The sequence below is a fragment of the Ruegeria sp. CDSC068 genome (assembly GCF_059610545.1).
Genome location: NZ_JBXWNV010000009.1, coordinates 1 through 14321, shown reverse-complemented (window position 1 = coordinate 14321; position 14321 = coordinate 1). Strand labels below are relative to the sequence as shown.

General features: G+C 57.3%; 8 protein-coding genes. 7 read left to right on the top strand and 1 reads right to left on the bottom strand.

Going from position 1 to position 14321, the window contains the following annotated elements; translation table 11 throughout:
- Window positions 1-42 precede the first annotated feature (42 nt).
- From rpoB to AC2FID_RS17180, 4 genes are all read left to right on the top strand, one after another.
- On the top strand, window positions 43-4176 hold the full coding sequence (gene rpoB / locus AC2FID_RS17195) for a DNA-directed RNA polymerase subunit beta (RefSeq protein WP_282120251.1): 4134 nt from the start codon (window positions 43-45) through the stop codon (window positions 4174-4176).
- A 49-nt stretch (window positions 4177-4225) separates the two neighbouring features.
- The gene (rpoC, locus tag AC2FID_RS17190) at window positions 4226-8467 is read left to right on the top strand and encodes a DNA-directed RNA polymerase subunit beta' (protein ID WP_496837908.1); all 4242 of its coding nucleotides are present in this window, start codon (window positions 4226-4228) and stop codon (window positions 8465-8467) included.
- Window positions 8468-8602: 135 nt separating this feature from the next.
- On the top strand, window positions 8603-9058 hold the full coding sequence (locus AC2FID_RS17185) for a macro domain-containing protein (protein ID WP_496837906.1): 456 nt from the start codon (window positions 8603-8605) through the stop codon (window positions 9056-9058).
- An 86-nt stretch (window positions 9059-9144) separates the two neighbouring features.
- Window positions 9145-10014 carry a DMT family transporter gene (locus tag AC2FID_RS17180; protein WP_496837904.1) on the top strand — a complete coding sequence of 290 codons (870 nt, stop codon included), beginning with the start codon at window positions 9145-9147 and terminating at the stop codon, window positions 10012-10014.
- On the opposite strand, the gene AC2FID_RS17175 is transcribed toward AC2FID_RS17180, so the two are convergent.
- The gene (locus AC2FID_RS17175) at window positions 9999-10805 is read right to left on the bottom strand and encodes a putative rhamnosyl transferase (protein ID WP_496837902.1); all 807 of its coding nucleotides are present in this window, start codon (window positions 10803-10805) and stop codon (window positions 9999-10001) included. The two genes, AC2FID_RS17180 and AC2FID_RS17175, sit on opposite strands and share 16 nt — an antisense overlap.
- Before the next feature lie 385 nt (window positions 10806-11190).
- Between AC2FID_RS17175 and rpsL the strand changes: the two genes are divergently transcribed.
- Genes rpsL through fusA form a run of 3 tightly spaced genes read left to right on the top strand, consistent with a single transcriptional unit; the run spans window position 11191 to window position 14184 of the window.
- Window positions 11191-11562, top strand: coding sequence for a 30S ribosomal protein S12 (gene rpsL, locus AC2FID_RS17170; RefSeq protein ID WP_005621086.1), 372 nt, complete (start codon window positions 11191-11193; stop codon window positions 11560-11562).
- Window positions 11563-11577: 15 nt separating this feature from the next.
- Window positions 11578-12048, top strand: coding sequence for a 30S ribosomal protein S7 (gene rpsG / locus AC2FID_RS17165; RefSeq protein WP_008756926.1), 471 nt, complete (start codon window positions 11578-11580; stop codon window positions 12046-12048).
- An 18-nt stretch (window positions 12049-12066) separates the two neighbouring features.
- Complete coding sequence (fusA, locus tag AC2FID_RS17160) at window positions 12067-14184, top strand: elongation factor G (RefSeq protein ID WP_282120247.1); 2118 nt, start codon at window positions 12067-12069, stop codon at window positions 14182-14184.
- Window positions 14185-14321 lie beyond the last annotated feature (137 nt).

Genomic DNA, 14321 nt, shown 5'->3' with positions numbered 1-14321 from the left:
GGTGTCTTTGTCCGCTGAGAACATCGAAAGGTGACATCTGACATGGCTCAAACGTTCCTTGGCCAGAAACGTCTTCGTAAATATTACGGCAAAATCCGCGAAGTGCTGGAGATGCCGAACCTCATTGAGGTCCAGAAATCCTCTTATGATCTATTCCTGCGCTCCGGCGATGCAGATGTGCCCACAGACGGCGAAGGCATCAAAGGCGTGTTCCAATCGGTCTTCCCGATCAAGGATTTCAACGAAACCTCCGTTCTGGAGTTCGTGAAATACGATCTGGAAAAACCTAAATATGACGTCGAAGAGTGCATGCAGCGCGACATGACCTACAGCGCGCCGCTGAAGGTCACTCTGCGTCTGATCGTGTTCGATGTTGATGAGGACACCGGCGCCAAATCCGTCAAAGACATTAAAGAACAGGACGTATTCATGGGCGACATGCCCCTGATGACGCCCAATGGTACGTTCATCGTGAACGGCACCGAGCGTGTGATCGTGTCCCAGATGCACCGTTCGCCCGGCGTGTTCTTTGACCACGACAAGGGCAAGACCCACTCTTCGGGTAAACTGCTCTTTGCTTGCCGCATCATCCCGTATCGCGGCAGCTGGCTGGACTTTGAGTTCGACGCCAAGGACATCGTGTTCGCCCGTATCGACCGTCGCCGCAAACTGCCTGTGACGACCCTGCTGTATGCGCTGGGTCTGGATCAGGAAGCGATCATGGACGCGTACTACGACACCGTGTCCTACAAGCTGGACAAGAAGAAGGGTTGGATCGCTCCGTTCTTCCCGGAACGTGTGCGCGGTACCCGTCCGACTTATGATTTGATTGATGCGAAATCGGGTGAAGTGATTGCTGAAGCAGGCAAGAAGGTCACACCGCGCGCTGTCAAGAAACTGATCGACGAAGGCACTGTCACCAACCTGCTGGTTCCATTCGACCACATCGTTGGAAAATTCGTCGCCAAAGACGTCATCAACGAAGAAACCGGTGCGATCTATGTCGAAGCCGGTGATGAGCTGACGCTGGAATATGACAAGGACGGCGAACTGATCGGCGGCACAGTCAAAGAGCTGGTCGATGCCGGCGTCACCGAGATTCCGGTTCTGGACATCGACAACATCAACGTCGGTCCGTACATGCGCAACACCATGGCGGCAGATAAGAACATGGGCCGGGACACCGCGCTGATGGATATCTACCGTGTTATGCGTCCGGGTGAACCGCCCACCGTCGAAGCGGCCTCGGCCTTGTTCGACACGCTGTTCTTCGACAGCGAGCGCTATGACCTGTCCGCTGTTGGCCGTGTGAAGATGAACATGCGTCTGGCTCTGGATGCTCCCGATACGCTGCGCACCCTGCGTCGCGAAGACATCGTGGCCTGCATCAAGGCGCTGGTCGAACTGCGCGACGGCAAAGGTGACATCGACGATATCGACCACCTGGGCAACCGTCGTGTGCGTTCTGTCGGCGAACTGATGGAAAACCAGTACCGCGTTGGCCTGCTGCGCATGGAGCGCGCGATCAAAGAGCGTATGTCGTCGGTCGAGATCGACACCGTCATGCCGCAGGACCTGATCAACGCGAAACCGGCTGCTGCTGCTGTTCGCGAATTCTTCGGCTCGTCGCAGCTGTCGCAGTTCATGGACCAGACCAACCCGCTGTCGGAAGTCACCCACAAACGCCGTCTCTCGGCGCTTGGCCCCGGTGGTCTGACACGTGAACGTGCGGGCTTTGAGGTGCGCGACGTACACCCGACCCACTATGGTCGGATGTGCCCGATTGAAACGCCGGAAGGCCCGAACATCGGTCTGATCAACTCGCTGGCCACCTTCGCCCGCGTGAACAAGTATGGTTTCATCGAAACACCGTACCGCGTCGTCAAAGACGCCGAGGTGACCGATGAGGTTCACTACATGTCCGCGACCGAGGAAATGCGTCACACTGTGGCGCAGGCGAACGCGACACTGGATGCGGATGGCAAGTTCATTAACGATCTAGTTTCGACCCGTCAGTCCGGAGACTACACCCTTGCCCCGCGCGAGAATGTGGACCTGATCGACGTCAGCCCGAAACAGTTGGTATCGGTTGCTGCATCGCTGATCCCGTTCCTTGAAAATGACGACGCCAACCGCGCCCTGATGGGTTCGAACATGCAACGTCAGGCGGTTCCGCTGCTGCGGGCCGAGGCGCCGCTGGTCGGCACCGGTATCGAGGAAAAGGTTGCCATCGACTCGGGCGCTGCGATTCAGGCGAAACGTGCCGGCATCATCGACCAGGTCGATGCCCAGCGTATCGTTATTCGCGCTACCGAAGATCTGGAACTGGGCGACGCAGGCGTGGACATCTACCGTCTGCGCAAATTCCAGCGTTCGAACCAGAACACCTGCATCAACCAGCGTCCGCTGGTGAAAGTGGGAGACACTGTCACGAAAGGCGAGGTTGTTGCCGATGGTCCGTCCACCGATATCGGTGAGCTGGCGCTGGGTAAAAACGTGGTCGTCGCGTTCATGCCGTGGAACGGTTACAACTACGAAGACTCGATCCTGATCAGCGAACGTATTGCGCGTGATGACGTCTTTACCTCGGTCCATATCGAGGAATTCGAAGTCGCCGCCCGTGACACGAAGCTGGGCCCGGAAGAGATCACCCGCGACATTCCGAACGTCGGTGAAGAAGCGCTGCGCAACCTCGACGAGGCTGGCATCGTTTACATCGGCGCGGATGTTGAGCCGGGCGATATTCTGGTCGGCAAGATCACTCCGAAGGGCGAAAGCCCGATGACCCCGGAAGAAAAGCTGCTGCGCGCCATCTTTGGTGAAAAAGCATCTGATGTGCGCGATACTTCGCTGCGCGTGAAGCCGGGTGATTATGGGACTGTCGTGGAAGTCCGCGTCTTCAACCGTCACGGCGTCGAGAAAGACGAGCGTGCGTTGCAGATCGAGCGTGAGGAAGTCGAACGTCTGGCCCGTGACCGGGATGACGAGCTGGCCATCCTTGACCGCAACATCTATGCGCGTCTGCAAGGTCTGATCCTGGGTAAAACCGCTGTCAAAGGCCCGAAAGGCGTCAAGGCAGGATCGGTGATCACCGAGGAACTGCTGGACATGCTGACCCGTGGTCAGTGGTGGCAGCTGGCGTTGGAAGACGAGAAGGACGCACAGATCGTAGAGGCTCTGAACGAGCAATACGAAGTGCTCAAGCGCGCTCTGGACGCCCGTTTCGAAGACAAGGTCGAGAAAGTCCGTCGTGGTGACGACCTGCCGCCGGGTGTGATGAAGATGGTTAAAGTCTTCATCGCCGTGAAGCGAAAGCTGCAGCCGGGCGACAAGATGGCCGGTCGTCACGGAAACAAAGGTGTGATCTCCAAGGTTGTTCCGATGGAAGACATGCCGTTCCTGGCTGATGGTACTCCGGTTGACTTCTGTCTGAACCCACTGGGCGTGCCTTCGCGTATGAACGTTGGACAGATCCTTGAAACCCACATGGGTTGGGCCGCACGCGGTCTGGGTCTGAACATCGACGAAGCACTGGGTGAATACCGCCGTTCTGGCGACCTGACCCCGGTTCGCGAAGCGATGAAGCTGGCCTATGGCGAGAATGTCTATGAAGAAGGCATTGCAGGCATGGACGAAGGTCATCTGATCGAGGCGGCGGGCAACGTGACCCGCGGTGTTCCGATCGCGACCCCCGTCTTTGACGGAGCCAAAGAGGCTGACGTCAACGATGCGCTGGTGCGTGCGGGCTTCTCGGAAAGCGGTCAGTCGGTTCTGTTCGACGGTCGTACGGGTGAGCAATTTGCGCGTCCTGTGACCGTTGGCATCAAGTACCTGCTGAAACTGCACCACCTTGTGGATGACAAAATCCACGCGCGTTCGACCGGGCCGTACAGCCTGGTTACCCAGCAGCCGCTGGGTGGTAAGGCGCAGTTCGGTGGTCAGCGCTTTGGTGAGATGGAAGTCTGGGCTCTGGAAGCTTACGGCGCCGCCTACACCCTGCAGGAGATGCTCACCGTGAAATCGGATGACGTCGCCGGCCGGACCAAGGTCTATGAGTCGATCGTCAAGGGCGAGGATAACTTTGAAGCGGGCGTACCGGAATCGTTCAACGTTCTGGTTAAAGAAGTCCGTGGCCTCGGCCTGAATATGGAACTCCTGGATGCGGAGGAAGAGTAGGGGCGGCAACGCCCCACACTCATCCCATCCCAATTTGTAAGGACGCAAAATGAACCAGGAAATCACCAATAACCCGTTCAACCCGCTGACGCCGCCGAAAGTCTTTGACGAGATCAAAGTCTCCCTGGCGTCGCCCGAGCGGATTCTGTCTTGGTCCTATGGCGAGATCAAGAAACCCGAAACCATCAACTACCGGACGTTCAAGCCCGAGCGTGACGGTCTGTTCTGCGCACGTATCTTTGGCCCGATCAAAGATTACGAATGTCTTTGCGGCAAATACAAGCGGATGAAGTATCGCGGCGTTGTCTGCGAGAAATGCGGTGTGGAAGTCACCCTGCAGAAAGTCCGCCGCGAGCGTATGGGCCACATCGAACTGGCAGCACCCGTTGCGCATATCTGGTTCCTGAAATCGCTGCCGTCCCGCATCGGTCTGATGCTGGACATGACGCTGCGCGATCTGGAACGTGTTCTGTACTTTGAAAACTATGTCGTTATCGAGCCCGGTCTGACCGACCTGTCTTATGGCCAGATGCTGACCGAAGAAGAGTACATGGACGCGCAGGATGCCTATGGCATGGACGCGTTCACCGCGAACATCGGTGCCGAAGCTATCCGTGAGATGTTGGCCCAGATCGATCTGGAAGCCGAAGCCGAGCAGCTGCGCGCTGATCTGGCCGAAGCAACCGGTGAACTGAAGCCCAAGAAGATCATCAAACGCCTGAAGGTTGTTGAATCCTTCCTCGAGTCGGGCAACCGGCCTGAGTGGATGGTGATGACCGTGATCCCGGTCATTCCGCCGGAACTGCGTCCGCTGGTTCCGCTGGATGGTGGCCGTTTCGCGACTTCGGATCTGAACGATCTGTATCGCCGCGTCATCAACCGGAACAACCGTCTGAAGCGTCTGATCGAACTGCGCGCACCTGACATCATCGTCCGCAACGAAAAGCGGATGTTGCAGGAATCCGTGGACGCTCTGTTCGACAACGGCCGTCGTGGCCGCGTGATCACCGGCGCCAACAAGCGTCCGCTGAAATCGCTGTCGGACATGCTGAAGGGTAAGCAGGGTCGCTTCCGTCAGAACCTTCTGGGTAAGCGCGTCGACTTTTCGGGCCGTTCGGTCATCGTGACCGGTCCGGAACTCAAGCTGCACCAGTGTGGTCTGCCTAAGAAGATGGCGCTGGAGCTGTTCAAGCCGTTCATCTACTCGCGCCTTGAAGCCAAGGGTCTGTCTTCGACCGTGAAGCAGGCGAAGAAACTGGTCGAGAAAGAGCGTCCCGAAGTGTGGGATATCCTCGACGAGGTGATCCGCGAACACCCTGTCATGCTGAACCGTGCGCCGACACTGCACCGTTTGGGCATTCAGGCGTTTGAGCCGGTTCTGATCGAAGGTAAGGCGATTCAGCTGCACCCGCTGGTCTGCTCGGCCTTCAACGCTGACTTCGACGGTGACCAGATGGCGGTTCACGTGCCCCTCAGCCTTGAGGCGCAACTGGAAGCCCGTGTTCTGATGATGTCGACGAACAACGTTCTGTCGCCTGCAAACGGCGCGCCGATCATCGTTCCGTCGCAGGATATGATCCTGGGTCTGTACTATGTGACGCTGGAACGCGAAGGCATGCCGGGCGAAGGCAAGGTCTTTGGTTCGATCGACGAAGTTCAGCACGCACTGGATTCCGGCGAAGTGCACCTGCACACCAAGATCACCGCGCGGATCACGCAGATCGACGACGAAGGCAACGAAGTTCAGAAGCGTTTCGAGACAACTCCGGGCCGTCTGCGCCTGGGTGCCTTGCTGCCGATGAACAACAAGGCCCCGTTCGAGCTGGTTAACCGTCTGCTGCGGAAGAAAGAAGTGCAGCAGGTGATCGACACCGTCTACCGCTACTGCGGTCAGAAAGAGTCAGTCATTTTCTGTGACCAGATCATGTCGATGGGCTTCAAAGAAGCGTTTAAGGCGGGCATCTCGTTCGGTAAGGACGACATGGTCATCCCTGATGACAAGTGGGGCATCGTTGATGAGACCCGCAGTCAGGTAAAAGACTTTGAACAGCAGTACATGGACGGTCTGATCACACAGGGCGAAAAGTACAACAAAGTTGTCGATGCCTGGTCGAAGTGTAACGACCGCGTCACCGATGCTATGATGGGCACGATCTCGTCTTCGGATCGGGCAGAGGATGGTTCCGAACAAGAACCAAACTCGGTCTACATGATGGCCCACTCGGGTGCGCGTGGCTCGGTTACTCAGATGAAACAGCTGGGCGGTATGCGTGGTCTGATGGCCAAGCCGAACGGTGACATCATCGAGACGCCGATCATCTCGAACTTTAAAGAAGGTCTGACCGTTCTCGAGTACTTCAACTCGACCCACGGTGCCCGTAAGGGTCTGTCGGATACCGCTCTGAAGACGGCGAACTCGGGTTACCTGACCCGTCGTCTGGTGGACGTGGCGCAGGACTGCATCGTTCGTGAGATCGACTGTGGTACTGAACGTGCGATCACCGCCGAAGCTGCGGTCAACGATGGTGAGGTTGTTGCATCGCTGGCCGAACGTGTGCTGGGTCGTGTTTCTGCCGATGACGTTCTGCGTCCGGGTACGGAAGAGGTTCTGGTCGCTGCGGGTCAGCTGATTGACGAACGCATGGCCGACACCATTGACGAGGCCGGTGTTGCTTCGATGCGCATCCGCTCGCCTCTGACTTGTGAGTCCGAGGAAGGTGTATGTGCCACCTGCTATGGTCGTGACCTTGCACGTGGTACGCGGGTCAACACGGGTGAGGCTGTCGGCATCATCGCCGCCCAGTCCATCGGTGAACCTGGTACACAGCTGACGATGCGGACCTTCCACATCGGCGGTGTTGCCCAAGGTGGTCAGCAGTCATTCCAGGAAGCCAGCCAAGACGGTGTGGTTTCGTTCGAGAACCCGCAGGTTCTGGCCAATTCCGCAGGCGAAATCCTGGTTATGGGCCGGAACATGAAGCTGGTGATCAAGGACGAACACGGTGAAGAACGTGCCAGCCACAAGCTGGGCTATGGCTCTAAGCTGTTCGTCAAGGATGGCGCCAAGGTGGCTCGTGGCGACAAGCTGTACGAGTGGGATCCCTACACCCTGCCGATCATCGCCGAGAAAGCCGGCACCGCGAAGTATGTTGACCTTGTTTCGGGCATTGCTGTCCGCGATGAGACCGACGATGCAACCGGCATGACCCAGAAGATCGTGATCGACTGGCGCGCCGCCCCCAAAGGCAGCGACCTGAAGCCCGAGATCATTCTGGTTGGTGAAGATGGCGAGCCGGTCCGCAATGATGCGGGCAACCCGGTTCACTATCCGATGTCGGTGGATGCGATCCTGTCGATCGAAGACGGTGAAAAAATCGAGGCTGGTGAAGTCGTTGCGCGTATTCCGCGTGAAGGCGCCAAGACCAAGGACATCACCGGTGGTCTGCCGCGTGTGGCTGAACTGTTCGAAGCCCGTCGTCCGAAAGATCACGCGATCATTGCAGAAGCCGATGGTTACGTGCGCTTTGGCCGCGACTACAAGAACAAGCGCCGCATCAGCATCGAGCCGGCTGACGAGTCCATGGAGACCATCGAGTATATGGTGCCCAAGGGCAAGCATATCCCGGTTGCGGAAGGCGACTTCATCCAGAAGGGTGAATACCTGATGGACGGTAACCCGGCTCCGCACGACATCCTGTCCATCATGGGTGTCGAAGCGCTGGCGGATTACATGATCGACGAGGTGCAAGACGTCTATCGCCTGCAAGGTGTGAAAATCAACGACAAGCACATCGAGGTCATCGTGCGTCAGATGCTGCAGAAGTGGGAGATCCTGGACTCAGGCGACACCACCCTGCTGAAAGGCGAACATGTCGACAAGCAGGAGTTTGACGCGGCCAACGAGAAGACACTCTCGCGCGGCGGACGTCCGGCTCAGGGCGAACCGATCCTTCTGGGGATCACCAAAGCCTCGCTGCAAACACGTTCGTTCATCTCGGCGGCGTCGTTCCAGGAAACCACCCGCGTGCTGACCGAGGCTTCGGTTCAGGGCAAGAAGGACAAACTGGTTGGCCTGAAAGAGAACGTCATCGTTGGTCGCCTGATCCCAGCCGGTACCGGTGGGGCCACTCAGGCCGTGCGCCAGGTTGCGCAAGGCCGCGACAACGTCGTGATCGAAGCTCGCCGGGAAGAGGCCGAAGCGGCCGCTGCCTTGGCTGCGCCGGTCATGGATGACGACATGGTCGGTGACGAGCTGGACGTTCTGGTGGAAACACCGGAAAGCCGCGAGTAACTTTCTCATCATAGAAATAAGGAAAGGCCCTGCGATTTCGCGGGGCCTTTTCCTTTGCCCTTGGTGCGCTTTCGCCCAATCGTGATACAACTGAATAGTCTCGAAGACAGCGACCCACTGACCAAGGGATGCATGATGCCTACAATCAAGGGTGATTTGATACAGCTTGCACTGAACGGTGAGTTTGATGTCATCGTTCACGGTTGCAATTGCTTCCATGCGATGGGGGCCGGGATAGCACGGGCGATTGCGGCGGAATTCCCTGATGCGCTTGAGGCCGACAAGCAGACGGACCTTGGGTCCCGATCAAAACTCGGAACGATTTCTTCGGTCCAGATCACGCGGGGCACGACCGAATTTGTAGTGGTTAATGCCTATACCCAGTTTCATTGGGAGGGGCCGGGGCCGCTTGTGGAATATGACGCAATCTCGAGTTGTTTTTCGAAGATTGCACGCGCATTCCCCGCATCGCGGATCGGCTATCCGATGATCGGTGCTGGTCAGGCCGGTGGCGATTGGGCCGAGGTCGCGCCACGCATCGACGCAGCTCTTGCGGGTATGGACCACACGTTGGTGATATTGCCTGGCTAATCAGCAGGCTCGACGTTGCATATTGACATCTTTCACGGGCTTACGGCCAATGAGCCAAGTTTTTTTAAGTTTTGGATTCCGCCACTATGAACCCGAATATGAAGGGCGCGGTGCTGATGATGGGCAGCATGGCCGCCTTTACCGTGAATGATGCTTTGATCAAAGTTGCGGGGGCAGACTTGCCGCTGTTTCAGATGGTTGCGATGCGTGGACTCTTGGCGACGTTATTGGTGTTTCTGATGGCGCGTCATCTTGGGGCGCTGCACCTGAACTTCCCGCGGCACGACAAGTGGCTTGTTGCTGCACGCTGCCTGGCCGAGTTGTCGGCCACATTCTTCTTTCTGACAGCGCTTCTGCATATGCCGCTGGCGAATGTAACGGCCGTTCTTCAGGCGTTGCCACTTACTGTGACGTTGGGCGCTGTACTGTTTTTTGGTGAGCATATCGGCTGGCGCCGCATTCTAGCGATCGGGATGGGCTTTGCCGGAATGTTGCTGATCGTACGGCCGGGGCCTGATGGGTTCAGTATTTACGCGATTTACGCTCTGATTGCCGTGGCATCCGTTACCGCGCGTGATCTGATTACCCGGCGCATGTCGACGCATGTTCCTTCCTTGACGGTCACTTTGGCGACGACGGTTTCCATTACATTGGCCGCAGGGATCGCAACTGCAGTCACAGGGTGGGAGCCGGTTACACTGGGGGCAGGGATAATGGTGGCCTCAGCTGCGGTCTTTGTCCTGACCGGATATCTTTGCAGCGTCATGGTCATGCGCGAAGGCGACGTCAGTTTTATCGCGCCGTTCCGGTATTCCAGCCTGATCTGGGCTTTGGGGCTGGGTTGGGTAATTTTTGGCGATTGGCCCGATACGATCACGATGTTGGGCGCTGTTCTGGTCGTGGGTGCGGGGCTTTTCACGCTGTTCCGGGAACGTCAGTCTCAACCTGCCGAGTGAGCCCGCCGCACCCTGTCCTGTTCAATGGCAAATCGCGCAATGAACTCGCCTTCTTGTTCCGGTGTCAGTGGGGACAGCTCGGTCTTGCTGGCGCGGGCATGGGGGGAGTCGTTGAAGGTGTTCAGCGTACGTACCCACATGGGCGCGTCGGGATAGCTGATCACGGGCATGAAACGACCGATCTTATGGTGCGTGAAACTCATGATCGTGTGTTTGCAGCCGCCGGCAATATACATCCCCAGCCCAACGCCCAAAAGGGATCGGAACACCGGGAGGGCTTGAGTGCCATCCGGTCCAAACCGCGCCAGAAACCCGCTGTTGAAATCCAGCCCGACCGTCCGGCTATTCCGGGTCAGTCCTTTGGCGTCAATCGCCGCAAGGCGCAGACGTTCGACAAAGTCTACCGAGACGGCATCATCGTCATCATGCCGGAACTGGAGACATGGCTGATCCGGGTCGGTGCGGGCGCTGTGCAGAACCTCTTTGACGACAGGGCGATGCCGGGCTGGTGTGCGCTTGACGATGCGGATCTGCCTGATGCCCGAGGTGAGATCATACAGCCGGTCCATGGACTTTTTGGGAAGGCATTCACCGATCAGCACCACCAGCTCAAAGTCCTGGTCTGTCTGTTCCCGAAAACCGGGTAGGGTGGTGGTTTCGAACAGTCGAAACCGTTCTTCCAGCCGCTCTGGGTCATACAGGTATTGACGACGCTCTTCGACAGTTTCGTGTTCCACCTGATAACCGCCGATCGCGGGGTAGGAAAAGCGGCACAGGCCAATGACTTGCATGTTTCGTCCATCGAAAAGTTTCGCGGCCACTATGCAGAAATCCGCAATTGCCGGCAACGGGCGAGTAGCACTGGAAGCTGCAGCTAAGTCTTGGTAAAACGCCGTCAATCGGCTTGTCGGGTATGTGCTGTTGACACTCGGGCCGACTCCCCATATACGCGCGTCATCTCGGTGCCGGGGGCCGCCCCACAACCGATTCCAGTAATGAACTGGTCAAGGCCCGGACACTTTTATCGTTCGCGCCCTCTGATAACAAACCGCGACGTTCACCTCGGAATGGGAACGCTCGCGGGTTTTGCGCTTGTGGACGCACGAACGCAGCAAGTTTAGCCGCACGCAATGCGCGTGCATGTCATGTGTGTTGCAAAACGGGGAAGAAACCGGAATGCCAACTATTCAACAGCTGATCCGCAAGCCGCGTCAGCCCAAAGTAAAACGCTCGAAGTCCATGCACCTGGAGCAGTGCCCGCAGAAACGCGGCGTCTGTACTCGTGTGTATACGACCACACCGAAAAAGCCGAACTCGGCTATGCGTAAGGTTGCCAAAGTGCGCCTGACCAACGGGTTCGAGGTCATCTCGTACATCCCCGGTGAAAGCCACAACCTGCAGGAACACTCGGTTGTTCTGATCCGTGGCGGCCGTGTAAAAGACCTTCCCGGTGTCCGTTACCACATCCTGCGTGGTGTTCTGGATACCCAGGGCGTCAAAGACCGTAAGCAACGTCGTTCGAAATACGGCGCGAAGCGTCCCAAGTAAGAAGGAGAGGCTGATATGTCACGTCGTCACGCCGCCGAAAAACGCGAAGTCCTGCCTGACGCCAAATTTGGCGACAAGGTACTGACCAAATTCATGAACAACCTGATGATCGACGGCAAAAAGTCGGTCGCAGAGCGCATCGTTTACAACGCTTTTGACCGCGTTGAAGGCAAGATCAAGCGCGCTCCTGTCGAAGTGTTCCACGAAGCGCTCGACAACATCAAACCGTCGGTCGAGGTTCGCTCGCGCCGGGTTGGTGGTGCAACCTATCAGGTTCCGGTCGAAGTGCGCCCCGAGCGCCGCGAAGCACTGGCCATCCGCTGGCTGATCACTGCTGCGCGTGGCCGTAACGAAAACACCATGGAAGAGCGCCTTGCGGGCGAACTGCTGGACGCCGTACAGTCCCGCGGTACTGCCGTGAAAAAGCGCGAAGACACCCACAAGATGGCCGAGGCGAACAAAGCCTTCAGCCACTACCGTTGGTAATTCCAGAGGCTTATCAAAATGGCACGCGAATATACACTCAACCATTACCGTAACTTCGGTATTATGGCGCATATCGATGCAGGTAAAACTACCTGTTCGGAACGCATCCTGTATTACACCGGCAAATCCCACAACATCGGTGAGGTGCACGATGGTGCAGCCACCATGGACTGGATGGAGCAGGAGCAGGAACGCGGCATCACCATCACTTCGGCTGCGACCACCACGTTTTGGGAACGCACCGAAGACGGTGAAACTGCTGACTCGCCCAAGCACCGCCTGAACATCATCGACACCCCCGGCCACGTTGACTTCACCATTGAAGTTGAGCGTTCGCTGGCGGTTCTCGACGGTGCCGTTTGCGTTCTGGACGCAAACGCCGGTGTTGAGCCCCAGACCGAAACCGTGTGGCGTCAGGCTGACCGCTACAAGGTTCCGCGTATGGTGTTCGTCAACAAGATGGACAAGATCGGCGCGGACTTCTTCAACTGCGTTGCAATGATCGAAGACCGTACCGGCGCACGTGCTGTTCCGGTTGGTATTCCGATCGGCGCAGAAACCGAGCTGGAAGGCCTGATCGACCTGGTCACCATGGAAGAATGGCTGTGGCAGGGCGAAGACCTGGGCGCAAGCTGGGTCAAAGCACCGATCCGTGACAGCCTGAAAGACATGGCTGACGAATGGCGCGGTAAAATGGTCGAAGCGGCCGTCGAAATGGACGACGACGCGATGATGGAATACCTGGAAGGCAATGAGCCCGACGTTCCGACCCTGCGCGCCCTGCTGCGCAAAGGTACCCTGGAAATCGCGTTTGTTCCGGTTCTGGGTGGTTCGGCGTTCAAGAACAAAGGCGTTCAGCCGCTGTTGAATGCTGTGATCGACTATCTGCCCAGCCCGCTGGACGTTGTCGATTACATGGGCTTCAAACCCGGTGACGAAGAAGAAACCCGTAACATTGCCCGCCGTGCGGATGATGACATGGCGTTCTCGGGCTTGGCGTTCAAAATCATGAACGACCCCTTTGTTGGCTCGCTGACCTTTACCCGCATCTACTCGGGTACTCTGGCCAAAGGCGACACGCTTCTGAACTCGACTAAGGGTAAGAAAGAGCGTATCGGCCGGATGATGATGATGCACTCGAATGATCGTGAGGAAATCACGGAAGCATTCGCAGGTGACATTATCGCACTGGCAGGTCTGAAAGACACCACCACGGGCGACACTCTGTGTTCGACCGGCGATCCGGTGGTTCTGGAAACCATGACCTTCCCCGATCCGGTTATCGAGATCGCGGTTGAGCCGAAAACCAAGGCTGACCAGGAAAAGATGAGCCAGGGTCTGGGCCGTTTGGCTGCAGAAGACCCGTCCTTCCGTGTGGAAACTGATCTGGAATCGGGTCAGACCATTATGAAGGGCATGGGCGAACTTCACCTGGACATCCTGATTGACCGTCTTAAGCGTGAATTCAAGGTTGAAGCGAACATTGGTGCGCCGCAGGTGGCCTATCGCGAAACCATCGGTCACGAAGCCGAGATCGTTTACACCCACAAGAAACAGTCGGGTGGTTCGGGTCAGTTTGCCGAGGTGAAGATGATCATCTCGCCGACAGAGCCGGGTGAAGGCTATTCGTTCGAATCCCGCGTTGTTGGCGGTTCGGTACCCAAGGAATACATCCCGGGTGTCGAAAAAGGCATCAGATCCGTCATGGATAGCGGCCCATTGGCTGGCTTCCCCGTGATCGACTTCAAAGTTGCTCTGATCGAAGGTAAATACCACGACGTGGACTCCTCGGTTCTGGCGTTTGAAATCGCGGCTCGTATGGGTATGCGTGAAGGCATGCGCAAAGCTGGCGCGAAACTGCTTGAGCCGATCATGAAGGTCGAAGTGATCACCCCGGAAGAATACACCGGCGGCATCATCGGCGACCTGACATCACGTCGGGGACAGGTTTCCGGTCAGGAAAACCGTGGCAACGCCATCGCGATCGACGCGTTCGTTCCTCTGGCCAACATGTTCGGCTACATCAACACTCTGCGTTCGATGTCGTCGGGCCGTGCCCAGTTCACCATGCAGTTCGATCATTACGATCCGGTTCCGCAGAACATCTCGGACGAGATCCAGGCGAAATACGCATAAGCGAAGATTTGAGGGAGCTCTGTTCAGGGGCTCCCTTCATTACCGAAAAAGGAGGCCATCATGGCAAAGGAAAAGTTTGAGCGTAATAAGCCGCACGTCAACATCGGCACGATTGGCCACGTTGACCACGGCAAGAC